The sequence below is a fragment of the Mesorhizobium ciceri biovar biserrulae WSM1271 genome (genome assembly GCF_000185905.1).
In the GTDB taxonomy this organism is placed as follows: Bacteria; Pseudomonadota; Alphaproteobacteria; order Rhizobiales; family Rhizobiaceae; genus Mesorhizobium; species Mesorhizobium ciceri.
Window position 1 is genome coordinate 2,419,213 of sequence record NC_014923.1, and the last position, 15,727, is coordinate 2,434,939.

At 63.0% G+C, this 15,727-nt stretch carries 17 protein-coding genes and 1 pseudogene; 8 read left to right on the plus strand and 10 right to left on the minus strand.

Annotated elements, in window-relative coordinates; all coding sequences use genetic code 11:
• Nucleotides 1-61 precede the first annotated feature (61 nt).
• The 5 genes from rpoD (at nucleotide 62) to MESCI_RS11655 (ending at nucleotide 4,325) form a co-directional block, all read left to right on the plus strand.
• Nucleotides 62-2,083, plus strand: a complete 2,022-nt coding sequence (gene rpoD / locus MESCI_RS11635) for an RNA polymerase sigma factor RpoD (RefSeq protein ID WP_013530149.1) — start codon at nucleotides 62-64, stop codon at nucleotides 2,081-2,083.
• 181 nt (nucleotides 2,084-2,264) lie between these two features.
• A complete protein-coding gene (locus MESCI_RS11640; protein WP_013530150.1) occupies nucleotides 2,265-2,558 on the plus strand; it encodes a GYD domain-containing protein in 294 nt (97 codons plus the stop codon).
• A gap of 131 nt (nucleotides 2,559-2,689) precedes the next feature.
• Nucleotides 2,690-3,058: a thiol-disulfide oxidoreductase DCC family protein gene (locus tag MESCI_RS11645; RefSeq protein ID WP_013530151.1), complete on the plus strand. Its 369-nt coding sequence runs from the start codon at nucleotides 2,690-2,692 to the stop codon at nucleotides 3,056-3,058.
• 159 nt (nucleotides 3,059-3,217) lie between these two features.
• Nucleotides 3,218-3,913 carry a PadR family transcriptional regulator gene (locus MESCI_RS11650; RefSeq protein WP_013530152.1) on the plus strand — a complete coding sequence of 232 codons (696 nt, stop codon included), beginning with the start codon at nucleotides 3,218-3,220 and terminating at the stop codon, nucleotides 3,911-3,913.
• 112 nt (nucleotides 3,914-4,025) lie between these two features.
• Nucleotides 4,026-4,325 (plus strand): HlyU family transcriptional regulator, encoded by a 300-nt coding sequence (locus MESCI_RS11655; protein WP_013530153.1) that lies wholly within the window; start codon nucleotides 4,026-4,028, stop codon nucleotides 4,323-4,325.
• An 89-nt stretch (nucleotides 4,326-4,414) separates the two neighbouring features.
• On the opposite strand, the gene MESCI_RS11660 is transcribed toward MESCI_RS11655, so the two are convergent.
• The 6 genes and pseudogenes from MESCI_RS11660 to MESCI_RS11685 form a co-directional block, all read right to left on the minus strand.
• Entirely contained in the window at nucleotides 4,415-4,624 is a 210-nt protein-coding gene (locus MESCI_RS11660) for a hypothetical protein (RefSeq protein ID WP_013530154.1), read from the minus strand.
• Between the two features lie 92 nt (nucleotides 4,625-4,716).
• Nucleotides 4,717-5,352, minus strand: coding sequence for an outer-membrane lipoprotein carrier protein LolA (locus MESCI_RS11665; protein ID WP_013530155.1), 636 nt, complete (start codon nucleotides 5,350-5,352; stop codon nucleotides 4,717-4,719).
• A gap of 56 nt (nucleotides 5,353-5,408) precedes the next feature.
• Nucleotides 5,409-5,672, minus strand: a complete 264-nt coding sequence (locus MESCI_RS11670; protein ID WP_013530156.1) for a YMGG-like glycine zipper-containing protein — start codon at nucleotides 5,670-5,672, stop codon at nucleotides 5,409-5,411.
• 118 nt (nucleotides 5,673-5,790) lie between these two features.
• Entirely contained in the window at nucleotides 5,791-6,141 is a 351-nt protein-coding gene (locus MESCI_RS11675) for a hypothetical protein (RefSeq protein ID WP_013530157.1), read from the minus strand.
• Nucleotides 6,142-6,324: 183 nt separating this feature from the next.
• Nucleotides 6,325-7,514: pseudogene (locus tag MESCI_RS11680) on the minus strand (MFS transporter).
• Between the two features lie 126 nt (nucleotides 7,515-7,640).
• Nucleotides 7,641-8,099: an Lrp/AsnC family transcriptional regulator gene (locus MESCI_RS11685; protein WP_013530158.1), complete on the minus strand. Its 459-nt coding sequence runs from the start codon at nucleotides 8,097-8,099 to the stop codon at nucleotides 7,641-7,643.
• 170 nt (nucleotides 8,100-8,269) lie between these two features.
• Between MESCI_RS11685 and MESCI_RS11690 the strand changes: the two genes are divergently transcribed.
• Nucleotides 8,270-9,004, plus strand: coding sequence for an AzlC family ABC transporter permease (locus MESCI_RS11690; RefSeq protein ID WP_013530159.1), 735 nt, complete (start codon nucleotides 8,270-8,272; stop codon nucleotides 9,002-9,004).
• On the plus strand, nucleotides 9,001-9,300 hold the full coding sequence (locus tag MESCI_RS11695) for an AzlD family protein (RefSeq protein WP_013530160.1): 300 nt from the start codon (nucleotides 9,001-9,003) through the stop codon (nucleotides 9,298-9,300). The genes MESCI_RS11690 and MESCI_RS11695 overlap by 4 nt, the downstream gene beginning before the upstream one ends.
• Nucleotides 9,301-9,306: 6 nt before the next feature.
• Here the strand turns inward: MESCI_RS11695 and MESCI_RS11700 are convergent, their stop codons facing one another.
• The 3 genes from MESCI_RS11700 to MESCI_RS11710 form a co-directional block, all read right to left on the minus strand.
• Entirely contained in the window at nucleotides 9,307-11,880 is a 2,574-nt protein-coding gene (locus MESCI_RS11700; protein ID WP_013530161.1) for a polynucleotide kinase-phosphatase, read from the minus strand.
• The gene (locus MESCI_RS11705; RefSeq protein WP_244514334.1) at nucleotides 11,877-13,319 is read right to left on the minus strand and encodes a 3' terminal RNA ribose 2'-O-methyltransferase Hen1; all 1,443 of its coding nucleotides are present in this window, start codon (nucleotides 13,317-13,319) and stop codon (nucleotides 11,877-11,879) included. Before MESCI_RS11705 ends, MESCI_RS11700 begins: the two co-directional genes overlap by 4 nt.
• 104 nt (nucleotides 13,320-13,423) lie before the next feature.
• Entirely contained in the window at nucleotides 13,424-14,059 is a 636-nt protein-coding gene (locus MESCI_RS11710) for an FMN-dependent NADH-azoreductase (protein WP_013530163.1), read from the minus strand.
• 113 nt (nucleotides 14,060-14,172) lie between these two features.
• On the opposite strand from MESCI_RS11710, the gene MESCI_RS11715 reads away from it, so the two are divergent.
• Complete coding sequence (locus MESCI_RS11715) at nucleotides 14,173-15,129, plus strand: LysR family transcriptional regulator (protein ID WP_013530164.1); 957 nt, start codon at nucleotides 14,173-14,175, stop codon at nucleotides 15,127-15,129.
• Here the strand turns inward: MESCI_RS11715 and MESCI_RS11720 are convergent.
• Nucleotides 15,062-15,688 (minus strand): TetR/AcrR family transcriptional regulator, encoded by a 627-nt coding sequence (locus MESCI_RS11720; RefSeq protein ID WP_013530165.1) that lies wholly within the window; start codon nucleotides 15,686-15,688, stop codon nucleotides 15,062-15,064. The two genes, MESCI_RS11715 and MESCI_RS11720, sit on opposite strands and share 68 nt — an antisense overlap.
• Between the last annotated feature and the right edge of the window lie 39 nt (nucleotides 15,689-15,727).

Here is a 15,727-nt window from a genome sequence, read left to right on the forward strand (position 1 = left end):
TTTGACTGGTCCGACAGCTTACGCGGCTTTGAAGTTCGGCCGCTAGGAGAAGATAAAGACTATGGCGACAAAGGAAAAGGAAGAGGTCGAAACCGAACGCGAAGGCGCCACCGATGGCCCTCTGCTCGACCTTTCCGATGATGCTGTCAAGAAGATGATCAAGGCCGCCAAGAAGCGCGGCTATGTCACCATGGACGAGCTGAATTCGGTGCTGCCCTCAGAGGAAGTGACCTCCGAGCAGATCGAGGACACGATGGCGATGCTGTCCGACATGGGCATCAACGTGGTCGAGGACGACGAGCAGGGCGAGGAGCCCGAGGCCGCCGACACCGCGGCCGATGCCGAGGAAGACGCCAACGAGCTGGCTGAGCAGACCGGCACCGCGGTCGCCGCCACCACCACCAAGAAAGAACCGACCGATCGCACCGACGATCCGGTGCGCATGTATCTGCGCGAGATGGGCTCGGTGGAGCTTTTGTCGCGCGAGGGCGAAATTGCCATCGCCAAACGCATCGAGGCCGGCCGCGAGACGATGATCGCGGGTCTGTGCGAAAGCCCGCTGACCTTCCAGGCCATCATCATCTGGCGCGACGAACTCAACGAATCCAAGATCCTGCTGCGCGAGATCATCGATCTCGAAGCCACCTATGCCGGCCCCGAGGCCAAGCAGGCGCCGGTGGTCGAGCGCGTCGAGGAAGCCAAGGTCGAGGACAAGCCGCGCCGTTCGCGCGACGACGAAGACGACATCACCAATGTCGGCGCCGATACGCGTGGGCTGACGGATGACGACGACGAAGACGAGGACGAAGCGAGCCTGTCGCTGGCCGCGATGGAAGCGGAACTCCGCCCGCAGGTGATGGAGACGCTCGACGTTATCGCCGACACCTACAAAAAGCTGCGCAAGCTGCAGGACCAGCAGGTCGAGAACCGTCTGGCCGCGGCCGGCACGCTGTCGCCCAGCCAGGATCGCCGGCTGAAGGAGCTGAAGGACCAGCTGATCAAGGCGGTGAAGTCGCTGTCGCTCAACACGGCGCGCATCGAGGCGCTGGTCGAGCAGCTCTACGACATCAACAAGCGCCTGGTGCAGAACGAAGGCAAGCTGCTCAGGCTCGCCGAAAGCTACGGCGTGCGTCGCGAAGAGTTCCTGAAGGAATATCAGGGTTCCGAGCTCGACCCGAACTGGACGCGCTCGATCGGCAACCTGACCTCGCGCGGCTGGAAGGAATTCACCAAGAACGAGAAGGATGCGATCAAGGACCTGCGCGCCGAGATCCAGAACCTCGCCACCGAAACGGCGATCTCGATCCTGGAATTCCGCAAGATCGTCAACCAGGTGCAGAAGGGCGAGCGCGAAGCGGCGATCGCCAAGAAGGAAATGGTCGAGGCCAATCTGCGCCTCGTCATCTCAATCGCCAAGAAATACACCAATCGCGGCCTGCAGTTCCTCGACCTGATCCAGGAAGGCAATATCGGCCTGATGAAGGCGGTCGACAAATTCGAATACCGCCGTGGTTACAAGTTCTCGACCTACGCGACATGGTGGATCCGGCAGGCGATCACGCGTTCGATCGCCGATCAGGCGCGCACCATCCGCATTCCGGTGCACATGATCGAAACGATCAACAAGATCGTGCGCACCTCGCGCCAGATGCTGCACGAGATCGGCCGCGAGCCGACGCCGGAAGAACTGGCCGAAAAGCTTGCCATGCCGCTCGAAAAGGTACGCAAGGTCTTGAAGATCGCCAAGGAGCCGATCTCGCTCGAAACGCCGGTCGGCGACGAGGAGGATTCGCATCTGGGCGATTTCATCGAGGACAAGATGGCGATCCTGCCGATCGACGCGGCGATCCAGGCCAATTTGCGCGAGACCACCACGCGCGTGCTGGCCTCGCTGACGCCGCGCGAGGAGCGCGTGCTCAGAATGCGCTTCGGTATCGGCATGAACACCGACCACACGCTGGAAGAAGTCGGCCAGCAGTTCTCGGTTACCCGCGAGCGTATCCGCCAGATCGAAGCCAAGGCGCTGCGCAAGCTCAAGCACCCGAGCAGGTCGCGCAAGCTGCGCAGTTTCCTGGATAGCTGAGACTTACCGATGCAAAGAGTTCAAGGGCGCCGATGGCGCCCTTTTTTGTTTGTGGGGCGCACTCTTGCGGGCCGGGCCCTTCGGGAGGATAATTTCGCTGTCGGATGCATTTCTGGGCGATAAGCCGGATGCCCGCCCCGGCGAAGCCGCCGTGCTCCGTGGCCCCGGAGGGAGGTGTGCCATGACAAGCTACATCGTGCTGATGAACTGGACGGAGCAGGGTGCCAGAAACGTGCGCGAGTCACCGAAGCGGCTCGACGCCGCCAGAAAGCAGCTGGGAGACATGGGCGGATCGTTCAAGGCGTTCTACCTGACCATGGGCGAATACGACATGGTGGCGGTGGTCGAAGCGCCCGACGACGCGGTGCTGGCGCGCTTCTCGCTGATGCTGGCGGCGGCCGGCAATGTCAGGACGCGGACGCTGAAGGCCTTTCCCGAATTAGCCTACCGCGAGATCGTCACCTCGCTCGGATAAAGCCCGTAGCGGAAGGGCCGGACCGGCTGGCCCGATACATTCTCCTTCGCGCGAGCGACCGAGCGACGTCTTGACGGCGCCCGATCGTTCGTGGTCCTTCAAGTTTGCGCTACCAACCAAATGCCGGAACTATGTTGACCGTCTGGTACAATACGCGCTGCCCGGTCTGCGATGCCGGGATCAGCAGGCAGAAGCGGCGGCTGATCGAAGCGGTCAAGGCTGGGCGGATCGAGTTCCGAGACATCAATTTTGAACCGGCAGCGCTAGCCGGATTTGGCGCGTCGCTTGAGGATATCCGCCGCCGGCTGCACGCCACCGATGCCGAGGGCCGACTGCTGGTCGGCGCCGATGTCGCCATCGCGGTATGGAAGGTCACGCCGGGCGAGGGCTGGTTGGCGACGCTGTTCGGCAATCCGGTTGCCTTGCCGCTGACACGCTTTGCCTACGATCGCTTTGCCGATCTTCTCTATGCCTGGAACCGGCGCAAGGGGCGCTGGTAGCCGAATTTATCGGTGGCCGCCGTTCGCAACGAAGCGGCCGAGACTGGAAAATCGAGCCCGCTAGTGCTGCATTCAGATACATCGTAAGATATATCTTGACTCCATCGATTGACTTGCCTAATTAAGATATATCGTAAGATACAACTCAAGGAGCAATCAATGCACAAACACAATCATTTCGGGCGCGGTCATTTCGGCGAGCGCATGTTCATGCACATGGCCGGCAAATTCGGTGGCAGAGGGGGCGGCGGCTTTGGCCCGTTCGGCCACGGCGGCCGTGGTGGCGGGCGCGGCGGTCCGGGCGACATGTTCCGCGCCGGACGCATGCTGGCCGACGGCGACCTCAAGCTGATCACGCTGTCGCTGCTGGCCGAAGCGCCGCGTCACGGCTACGACATCATCAAGGCCCTGGAAGAGCGCACCAGCGGCATCTACAGCCCGAGCCCGGGCGTGGTCTACCCGACGCTGACCTTCCTGGAAGAGGCCGGCTATGCCGCCTCCGCCGCCGACGGCAACAAGAAGGTGTTTTCGATCACCGAGGCGGGCCAGGCGCATCTCGCCGACAACCGCGAGATGATCGACGGCGTGCTCGACCATCTTGAGCGCTTCGGCCGCAAAATGGCCAAGGCGCGCGACTGGTTCGGCTGGAACGACGAGAGCGAAGAGGGCGGGCGTCGTGGCGGCCGCGGTGGCCGCGGGGATCGTTCGGAAGCGCGCGACGAATTCCGCGCAGTCCGTCACCGGCTGCGCGCGGCTCTGGGCGACTTCGTCGACGCCCCGGCCGACAAGCAGGCCGAGGCCATCGCCATCCTCGAAGCCGCCGCCGAGGCGCTGGAAGCGCTGTCGCACAAGTAAGCTCGTCCAGCCGACCGGACGCAGCCCTTGCCCGCTGGCCCAAGGACCGATAGTGAAATTCATCCCGCGTCACTCTACATGGTGCGGGATGAATGCTGTTGGAGGAAGTCCGATGTCTTTTCTGAAGCGTCTTTTCGGCGGTGGCGGCGGCGGAACCCAGACGGCTGAGCCGACGAGTGCAGCGCCAGCCAAGCAGGTCGAGCACAAGGGCTTTCTGATCAGCGCCACGCCCTACAAGGCCGATGGCCAGTACCAGACCTGCGGCGTCGTCTCCAAGGAGATCGACGGCGTGGTGAAGGAACACAAATTCATCCGCGCCGACCGCTTTGCCGGGCTCGACGACGCCGTCGACATCTCGATCAAGAAGGGCATCCAACTGGTCGACGAGCAGGGCGATCGGATTTTTGGGTAAGGGCCGGACCATCGCCGAACCGAGCGCCGCCCGGGCCTTGCGCCACGATAGACCTATCGCTCAGGGGTTGACGTGCGACCACCAGCGGGTCAATTCGTCCTGGCGGGATCGATCGTCATCAGGCGTGCCCTTGCCTCGATCAGGTGCCTTTGCGCGGCTCTTATCCGGCTGCACAATGCCAGATTGAGGGCGACGCCACCTTCCTCATCCAGCAAGTCGTTCGCGCACTTCAAAGAGTGCTCAGCTCTCCTTATACGCAGTCTGGCTTTGGCCGCTTCCATGCTGTGAATTTCAATCATTGCGCCGCGTCCTTTGCGGTTCCGGTCCCTTCATGGACTAAACCGCTGGTGATCGCATTGGTTCCGGCCAGGGAATATGCCCGCGGCTTCGGCTATTTCGTGGTCGTGTTGAATTCACGGTTTGCCGTGTAATCGATCACGAAGGTGCCCTCGGGAGCGCGAACGCCCTGCTTCACATTTGATATATTAACCGTTGTGGTAAGTCCCTTCTCGTCGGTGAGGCTCCATCTGCGCAGATCGAGAGATTTACTGTCGAACACCATGGAGATGCTCGAATTGCCGAAGGTCGATCTGTCGGACAGCTTGACGGTAACTTGGGCGCCATCGTCCCTGACGCTTTTCACGCGATTGCCGGAGAAGTCGACCTTATTGTCGAGCAGCAGCTTAAGCGGCGTCTTCGAGAGAGCATACAGCCGCGATGTCTTCAGCTTTCTGTTATAAACCACCAGGGATTTGCCATCTGCAATCACGCTGATCCCTGATTGGCCTGCATAGTTGAATCGGATCTTGCCGGGGCGTTGTAGAAAAAACCTGCCACGGGTCCTCTCCGCATTTGGACCCGACTGGACGAAGTCCCCGGACATGGACTTTACCGATGAGAGGTGATCGGCAATCGTCTTGGCATCAACAGGCGCGGCGGAGATCGCGGCGGTGGATGCCGCATACATCGCGGCAGCGCTGACAACGGCGAACCAGCAACCCAGCAGTTCTTTGATCCGATAGCCCATCGCTTATCCCACCTCCGGAGCAGGCGCGTGATCGAAAGAGATCACGCGCCTCCAGGTCAGTAACCTTCCGGGCATCGTGCAACGTAAACCCGGCCATACTGATCGCGATATCTGCACTGGCCGGCTTCGCTGGCGTGCCCGATGACGGCCCCGGCTATCGCGCCAACCGCACCGCCAACAACCGCCCCTTGCACAGGATCGCCGGCAACCGCGGCGCCTACTGCTGCGCCACCCAAGCCGCCGACGGCAGCGCCTTGTTCTGTACGGGAGCACGCCGAGAGCGGAATGAGCAGGCTCAAAATGAGCAGCGTCTTTTTCATTGGTTCTCTCCTGGGCTACTATTAGCCAAAGCTTAAATGCTCAAGAAAGCTTTTCGATCCATCGTGGGTTGCCTGTCCTGCAAGCGCCGGGCCGTGGCGGACCCGTGTGCCCTCCGGCTCAAACGCCTGCAATCGCCAAAAGCCAGGCCAGGATATCGAGCAGCAGAAACAGCAGCGCAATCTGCAGCGCCACCCGCAGCCGCTGGATAATTCGCCAGTTGCCGGCCATGTCCGCCTTGATGCGAAGCGCAAGCGCGCGGCGCATGGCCGACATCGTCGTCGGCCTGTCGCCGTCGACATATTGATCAAGCAACTCTTCGGGATCGAAGCGGAATGTGTATTGGTGGTAGGGCCAAAGCATGAAGACGATCAGCCCGCCAATGCCGAACAGCAGGGCCACCGCAATCCAGTCCCAAGGCCCAAGCCCGTTGGAAAGGGCCGCACCGCCAAGCAACGAGTTTGCGACCATCAGGGTGTCCTCTCTGGCGTGGACTGGATGCGCGAGCTCAGTCGAGATCGCTTGGTGCAAACGTTGGCCGTAAACTGCCTCGCGCAAGGGGGAACGGATGAAACAGGGGACAGGATCCGCAGTGGACCGAACGGGCCAGGCTGATTGCGCGCCCGGCCAGCAAGGTGTGGAAATCGACGCGGCCTAAGCCGGCTGCAACTCCCTGCGCGGTAGCGGCGGAAACGCGATGGCGATGCCGACCGCCCCGAGCCCGATAAGAGCCGAGCCGATGAACAGCCAGGAATAGTTGGCGTAGGCGTCGAACACCATGCCGCCGGCAAGCGGGCCCAGCGCCATGCCGAGGCTGGACAGCATGGTGGCGGCGCCGAACACGGTGCCGAGGATGCGCTGGCCGAAATATTCGCGCGCCAGCACCGCATAGAGCGGCATGACGCCGCCATAGGTGGCACCGAAGATAACGGCCAGCATGTAGAACTGCTCAAGCCGGCTGATCGAGAGATAGGCGGCAATGACGATCGCCTGGATCGCCAGGCCCGCGATCAGCACCGGCTTGACGCCCAGCCGGTCGGCCAGCACGCCGTAGAAGAGCCGGCCGCCGAGGCCTGCCAGGCCTTCCACACTGTAGATCGAGACCGCTGCCATGGGGGCGACGCCACACAGCATGGCATAGCTGACCATGTGGAAGATCGGCCCGGAATGCGCCGCGCAGCAGGCAAAGAAGGTCAGCCCCAGCACGATGAACTGCGGTGAGCGCAGCGCCTTGCCGACCGTCAGGCCGGCGCCTTCGGCAACCGGCGCGGAGCCGGTATCGGCCATGACGGGCTTTGGTGGTTGGCGCACCAGCAGCACCGCCGGCAACAGCAATAGCCAGGCGGTAATGCCGATGTCGAACATGGCGGTGCGCCAGTCATAGGCGGAGATCAGCCAGCGGGCGAAGGGCGAAATCGTCATCGGCGCCACGCCCATGCCTGCCGAGACCAGCGAGACGGCGAGGCTACGGTTGGTGTCGAACCAGCCTGTGGTCAGCGCGATCATCGGCGCGAAAAAGGCGCTTGCCGCGAGGCCGACCAGCACGCCATAGGTAATCTGGAAGCTCAGCAGCGAACCGGCCCGGCTGGCCAGCACCAGCGCCAGCCCGAGCAGATCACGACGATGCGGGCGCCAAAACGGTCCGATATCGCGCCCCAGGCGAAGCCGCCAAGGCCCATCACCAGGAAGTTGAGCGTCATGGCGCTCGAAATGCCGGCGCGCGACCAGTTGGTGTCGATCGCCATCGGCTCGAGAAAGATCGCCAGCGAAAACATCGTCCCGATGGCGACACAGGACATCAGCGCGCCAGCCGCGACGATGACCCAACGATAGGAAAAGCTCATTCAAATCTCCCATGCCAGAGGGCAGCGCTCAGCGCTGCTTGCATCCGAAGGACGCCGGCAGCGAGGCTGATCCTACAATCCGGTTGCATTTTTTATCCAGTCTGGCCCGACGCCGTTTTCAGCAGATCAGATCGGCAGTTCCGACGTGTATTTGATCGTCTGGCTGGGGACGTCGGTCTTGACGTTCTGCACGCCCTTGATGCGGCTCAGATGCTCCGACTGGAAGCGGCGGTAGTCGTCGATGCCGGCCGCCACTACGCGCACCATGGCGTCGCAATCGCCGAGCATCAGATAGCACTCCATCACCTGCGGCAGCTTGGCGACTTCGGTGGCGAAATGCTCGATCGTGTCCTCGTCCTGCGTCTTCAGCCAGATGCGGGTGAAGAAGGTCAGACCCTTGCCGATGCTGGCCGGGTTGAGCACGGCGACGTAGCGGTCGATGACACCGGCTTCCTCCAGCAGCTTCACGCGACGCAGGCAAGGCGATGGCGACAGCCCGACCTCATTGGCCAGATCATTGTTGGCCATGCGGCCGTCGCGCTGCAGCGCCCGCAGAATCCGCTTGTCGATCTCATCCAGCTTCATGGCTACAGATTCCATCTATTCGAAAATTTGTAACATAAAATGCCAGAATTGGGCGAAATACAACAATCTCCGCAACCAAATTGCGGACCGATTTCGGTATGTTTGCTGCCGACATCAGTTGATTTCAAACGCAGGGAAGCGGCGGCCGCGAGGTCAGCCGATGAAGACACATGAGCATTTCACAGGCAGTCGAGACGGTGGCAGATGGTTCGAAATCCGAATTCCGCCGTGGCGTGGCGTCCTGCGCGCCGGTGCTGTTCGGCACCATCCCTTATGCGCTGGTGCTTGGCGCCCAGGCCACGCAGAAAGGCTTGAGCACGGTCGAACTGTCTGCCATGACAGGGCTGAACTTCGCCGGCGGCTCGGAATTCGCGGCGATCCAGTTGTGGACGTCGCCGCCGCACATCGTGCTCATCGTCGCCATCACCTTCCTGGTCAACAGCCGTCACCTGCTGATGGGTGCGGCACTGGCGCCGTTCCTGCGCGACCTGCCACGGCGCAAGGTGTTTCCGGCGCTTTTCCTTATGTGCGATGAAAGCTGGGCGCTGGGCTTGGCCGATGCCAAACTGCGTGCTGCAGCCGGCATCACGCCGGCCTTCAGCCCGCGCTATTATATGGGCGCGGCGCTGGCGATGTATCTCACCTGGGTGGCCTTCACCACGCTGGGTGCCTTGCTCGGTCCGATGCTCGGCCATGTCGAGACCTATGGTTTTGACATGGCGTTCCCGGCTGTCTTCCTGGTGCTGATGCGCGGCATGTGGACGGGTATGGCGGCGGCGCGGCCCTGGCTGGTCAGCCTGGTCGTTGCAGCACTGGTCTATCTCTTCGTTCCCGGTGCCTGGTATGTCGCCGCCGGCGCCATGTCGGGTCTGGTCGCGGCCTGGCTGATGGCGGGTGATGCATGATTGATGCCGTGACCCTTCTCACCATCGTGCTGATGGCCGGCGTCACTTACCTGACGCGGATCGGCGGCTATGTCGTCCTGCGCAACCGCACGCTGGGCGCCCGTGCCACGGCTGTGATGGAAGCTGCGCCCGGCTGCGTGCTGATCTCTGTCATCGCACCGGCCTTTGTATCGAAGTCCCCGGCGGATCTTCTGGCGCTGGCTGTTACTCTGGCAGCCGCCACGCGGTTTTCCATGCTGCCGACCGTGCTGATCGGGGTCGCTTCGGCGGGGTTGCTCAGGCATTTCATTGGGTAGTCTAGACTACAGCCTTGGATCTATTGGCTCGCTCTCCAGCGCCAGGACGCCGAAAACACACTCGTGGACACGCCGTAGGGGCTGCCTGGCGACAAACCGCTTCAGCGCCTCGTGACCGAGCGCGAACTCCCGGAGCGCCAGACTACGCTTGCCACCTAAGCCTCGTTCCCGCAGGCGCACGAGATTGTCCGGTGCGTCGTATTCAGGGCCATATATGATGCGCAGATACTCCCGGCCGCGCACCTTCAGCGCCGGCTGGATAACCCCCTTCTTGTTCCGGCTGACGAAGTCGCGCGGCTTCACCACCATGCCTTCGCCGCCCGAGCCGGTCAGCGTCTCCCACCAGGCAACAGCCTCGGCACAAGCGCCGGCGTCGGCCAGATCTACCACCCGCCATTGTGTTCGCGTTACCACGCCGGCAGCCAGGCGCTCTGCAAGTGTCATGTGCCAAACGTGGTCATGATCGAACCAGACACGTCCCTCGCTGGCGAGCAGGTGGAATGGTGCGACCTTCAGGTCCTCGATGCCCGAGACAGGCCACACGTAAGGCGCCCAAGCGGTAGCGTATCTGGCCGCGCGCGCGGCCCGGTCCTCAAGGCGAGCGTCCAGCGAGGCCGCATCGATGCCACGCGCCATCGCACGGGCCAGCGCCTCGCGACTGGCTTGGAGGCCTGCGGCCGCAGACGTCGCTACTGGTGCATACTGGCTTTCAATCAGGCTGCTGGCCTTGGCCGACCAGGGCATGATCTCGGCGTCCAGCAGCAGCCAATCGCTGTTCAATTCCTTCCATAGGTCCACAGCCTCGACTCTGGCGCGGAGGCGGGCGAGCAGGCCCTCCGTCATGCCAGTGCCGTTGAAAAAGGAGCGTCCGGTCCGGGTCCAGATCGCGCCGGTCTCGTCGCCAGGGACCCCGAACCGGTCGCGCGCCGCCTGTGCGTCTCGGCACAGCGCGATGACTGCCCGCGAACCCATGTGCTTCTCCTCGCAAACGATTTGGGTGACGCCACGCTCGCGGAAATGGGCGAAGGCCTCCTCGGGGCGCTCCAGCCAGCCGCTTTGGCTGCTGGTCTCCGATGGCGACATCGTCGGTGGCAGATACATCAACCACTGCGGCGACAATGCGAAACGGCTCATCACCTCAAGTGCTGCCGACGCGTTCTCCTCGGCCACAACGACCCGGCCCCTCAGTTCGGTCTCGATCCAACGTCGACCGGAGACATCCTCATAGTCGAGCACCCCGTCGGCGTCGGCCTGTGCCGATCTGCCCAGACCGGAGGACCCACCTAGTGGGCGCACCGGTTCGGACCAAGTCTGGATTGCCGGCACCTCGACCAGTTCGCGTTCCGGCCAGCGCAAGGCCGTCAGTTTGCCGCCGAACACGCAACCGGTGTCGATACACAGCGTGTTGTTGACCCATTCGGCCGACAGCACCGGCGTGTGCCCGTAGACCACGGCGGTCTTGCCGCGATAGGCGGCAGTCCAATCGGCACGGACGGGCAGGCCGAATTCGTCGATTTCGCCAGTGGTTTCGCCATAGAGGGCGAACTCGCGCACAGCGCCGGAGCCACGTCCGATCATCTCTTCCTTGAGGCCGGCATGGGCGACGGCGAGGCGTCCGTCATCCAGCCAGACGTGGCTGCGCAGGCTGTCGAGGAAGGCCGGCAAAGCCTCTCGCAGGCCGCGATCCTGAGCGCCCAGCTGATCGATGGTTTGTTGCAGGCCGTGGGCAATCGTCACCTTGCGGCCCTCCAGCCAACGGCTGAGCTTGCGTTCGTGATTGCCCTGGACACAGTAGGCGGCTCCGGCCGCGACCATGCTCATGGCGATGCGCAAGGTGTCGGGCACGTTGGGACCGCGATCGACGAGGTCGCCGACAAAGACGATCTTGCGGCCTTCCGGCGGTGTCACAGCGACGATTCGTTCGCCATGATCCTCGGACCAGGCGACGCTGTAACCGAGTTGAGCGAGCAAGGCCTGAAGTTCATCGGCGCAGCCGTGGATGTCGCCTATGATATCGAACGGACCGTGGTGGTCGCGCTTGTCGGTCCACAATGGCTGGCGCGTGACCCTGGCGGTGTCGATACTGGCCTCGCTGGTAAGCTTCCAGACCTGGCGGAAACCTTCGCGTTGCAGCCCGCCGAGGCCCTTGCGAATTTCGGTGGTCATGCGCTGGACCACGCCGGCGCCGAATGGCCGGTCGGGTCGCAACGCGTTGCGAGCGACGCAGACGTCGACACCTGGATCGATGACCACGGCGACCGGCAAGGTGTGCCACTTGCGCGCAAGTTCGATCCAGGCCTTGCGGTCAGCGGCTCGCACGTTGGTGGCATCGATGACGGCCAGCTTGCGATACTTGAGCCGTTTGCTGGCAATCTCGCGCGCCAAATCGAAGGCATCTGCCGAGACATCCTGATCAGTCTCGTTGTCGCTGACTAGCGCGCGGCAGCGATCCGAGGAGATGATTTCTGTCGGCAGGAAGTGCCTGGCGGCGAAGGTCGACTTGCCTGATCCCGTCGATCCGATCAGCACGACCAGGGCGAAGTCAGGGATGGCGAGATCGGTCTTGTCGGGCTCTCTCATCGGGTGAACACCGCCATCTGTGTCGGCGCCCCCAGGACTGGGTGCACGGCTCCGATGTCGCTGAATGCGGCGCTGTAGCCATAGGCCTTGCCGATCCGGGCCGCCCAGGCTTCAAACCGAACGCGGCTCCATTCGAAACGGTGATCCGGATGGCGAAAGGCGCCGGGAGCCAGATTGGGAAACAAGGCGTTATAATCGGCGTTGGGCGTGGTCACGATCACGGTTTTGGGCGCCGTCTCGCCGAAGACAACACGTTCGATCAGGGGCAATCTGTCTTCGTCGAGATGCTCGATGACCTCCACCAACACGGCAACATCAGCTTCTGCCCAGCGGCTGTCGCGATATGTCAGCGATCCATGCATCAGCGTGACACGGCCTTCGGGCGGTCCGCCGAACTCGTTCAGCTTGAGACGCTTGGCAGCCCGTTCCAGCTCACGAACGGCAGGGTCGAGTCCGAACATCTTGTGGACCCATCGTTCGCGCACGAGCCGATAGAGAAGCTTGCCTTCGCCGCATCCCAGATCTGCAATACTGGTCGCGCCGGTCGCGCGGATGGCTCGGACCACGGCGTCCATGCGCAGGTCATTCAGTCGGATGGGCGCCTCGAGCGCTTCCTCGGGCGCAATCCGGGCTTCGGGAGGCAGGGCCTCACCAGCCGTCTCGGGAGCCAGTCGCTCTAGGGCGATGCGGGCCAACGCACCCCGGTTGCGCAGATAACGGCGCACGATTAGGTCTTTGGCTGGGTGGTTTTCCAGCCAGCCTTCGCCTTTGGACAGCAGCTTGTCGATCTCGGCCTCGCCAACCCAGTAGTGCTTGGCGTCGTCCATCACCGGGATCAGGACATAGAGGTGATTGAGCAGGCTGCTTAGCCGGCCGGTGCCGGTCAGCCTAAGATGACCGTATCGGGGGCCGCCTGTGTTGGATCCAATAGTTTCGATCGGCGTCAGGTCAACGGACCATCCCAAGGGTTCGAACAGACCCCGCACGAGAGCCTCGCCGCCGCGCATCGGCAGCGGGGTCACCACGGTTTCGAGCGGCAGGTCGCTGTCGGCCAGTTGCTGGCGTTCCTTTGATATGCCGGTCATCGCGGTTCGCAGCGCCTTATTCAATGCCACTGACAGGAAGGACGATGCCGCATACGGGCGGTCGTTCACATACTGGTCCAACAAGCCTTCTGCCTGCCCCTTGCCTCGCACTAGCCCTATAGGGTCGACGTCTAGCAGAAGTACGGCCTCGCAACGCTCGTCGGTCGCTTCCGGATAGAACAGCCAAGCCTTGCCGAAGGATAGGTCAGTCTCGTGCAGACGTTCGGGGTGCTTGTGCAGCAAGAAGCCGAGATCTGTGGCCGGACGTTGCGTTGTAGCGACGGAAAGGAACATCGGCGACCGATAACGCAGAACAGCAGAATAACCAATGGCGTTGCGCTGCAATTTATCCAACGCAATACATCCATTTTCCACACGTAACTTTGTCGCGCCGCCAAGAAAAAGGCAGGCGCGTACGCGCCTGCCTTTTTCAATTTCGGGTGGGTGGCCGCAGCGCCTTATGCGGCAGCCGCGACGTCCCGGCTGGCGGCCACAACGGCGTCGACCTTGGCGGTCGCCTTGGCGAGCGCTGCTGTCACCGCGTCAGGACCCATGCCAACGCCTTCGATGCGGATGACATCGACATCGGTCATGCCGAGGAAGCCGAGCACGCCACGCAGGTAGGGAATGGCGTGATCGAACTGCACGGCCGCACCTTCCGAATAGATGCCGCCGGAAGCCAGCACGATATAGACCTTCTTGCCGGTGACCAGACCCTTGGGGCCGTTCTCGCCATAGGCAAAGCTCTTGCCGGAGCGGGAGATGTGGTCGACCCATGACTTCAGGGTCGAGGAGATGTTGAAGTTGATGAAGCCGGTGGCCAGGATCACCGTGTCGGCGGCGAATAGCTCGTCGAGCACGACATCGGAGACGCCGACGACTTCAGCCTGGCGCGGGGTGCGCGCTTCGGCCGGGGTATAGATGCCCGTCGCATAGTCGGTATCGATGTGCGGCAACGGATTGGCGACGAGGTCGCGCACGACGAGCGTGTTCGACGGATCGGCGGCGACGAGCTTTTCGGCGAATTCGGTGGCGATGCGGGTCGAATGCGATGCAGCGCCGCGCGGGCTCGAAGTGACAAGAAGAATGGACATTTTGGGCTCTCTCCAGCGGTTGGAATGGTTTGTCCCGCCAGATATGGGGCTTTCGATCCATTCAATAAACTGGTATATTTTCTATACGATCAATCCATAAGTTGGATATAACGATGCAGCCCAACCCGACGCTCGATCAACTTCAGATCTTTGTGACAGTCGCCGAAGCCGGCAGCTTCTCGGCCGCCGGCCGCAAGCTCAACCGGGCACAGTCCGTCATCAGCTACGGCATCGCCAATCTCGAGGCACAGCTTGGGCTGAAACTGTTCGATCGCGAGGGCACGCGCGAGCCGCAATTGACGGAGATCGGCCGGGCGATGCTGGAGGACGCACGGCGCATGATCGGCGTGCTGCAGCGCATCCGCTCGCGCGTCGACGGCCACCACCAGGGGCTCGAGGCCGAGGTCGCGCTGTCGGTCGACGCGACGCTGCCGTCACCGGTGCTGGTTCGGGTGCTGAAGGCATTCGAGGCGCAGTTTCCGACCGTGATGCTGCGGCTGCACATCGGCACGCTCGGCCTGATCCCCGACCATGTCGTCAGCGGGCAGGCCGACCTTGGCATTGGCGGCCTGCTGGGCGATGTCGACGTGAACCTTGTGCGCATCGGCTTCATGTCGATCGTGCTGGCCGCCGCGCCCACTCACCCGCTGGCCTTGCTGCCGAAACCGGTGGCGATCGAGGATGCACGCGAACACACCCAACTTGTCGTCACCGACCAGTCGGAGCGCACCAAGGGGCGCGACTTCGGCGTCTATGCCTACCGTACCTGGCGGCTGACGGATGTCCGCACCAAGCATATGCTGATGCGCGAGGGGCTGGGCTGGGGCGGGCTGCCGCGCTGGCTGATATCAGACGACCTGGCGAGCGGCCGGCTGGTCGAGATCGACCTCGAATCCTTCAGGGAGGTGAGCTCGCCGCTGTTTGCCATGCATCGCAGCGATCGCAGTCCGAAGCCGGCGGCGGCCTGGCTGATCGACCAGTTCAAGCGCCAGCTCGGCTGCTTCAACGAGTTCGAACCGGGCGAGGTGCCGGATGAGGAGCACGAGACAGCCCATCGATCAGCGCCATGAGCACGGCACGGTAGTCCTCGGCCGAGGCGCCGGCCTCGATGGCCAGGGCGGCACGGTCGAAGGCGGATGCCAGCAGAGCGGTCAGCGCGTCGGCCGGCAATCTCGTCATCGTCTGCGCCCGCATCGCCGCGACCAGCCCTTCTCGCAGAGAGCGGTTGCCGTGGCGATTGTCGATCGCGTCCATGGCGGCGCGGCCAAGCACGGCCGGGCCGTCGAGCAGCAGCAGCCGCGTGCGTCCGGGCGCGCGCATGGCGGCGAGATAGGCGTCGGAGCCGGCAATCAGCGCGTCATGGGCAAACAGCGATGGCGGCGAGGCGCGCTCGATCTCCTCGGCGACCGCTGCCGCCTCCTGCTCGACCACGGCAGCAAACAGTGCCTGCTTGTCAGCAAAATGATGGTAGAGCGCGCCGCGCGTCACGCCGGCGGCGGCGACGATCTCCGGCGTGCCGGTCTCGGAATAGGATTTCTCCGTGAACAGCTTTCGCGCCGCGGCAATCAGGTGGGCGCGCGTCGCTTCGGTGCGGTCGCGGTTGGAACGACGCGCGAAATCGTGTTGCATACATGCAGCCTGTATGTTAATTCAGTTTACATGCAGACT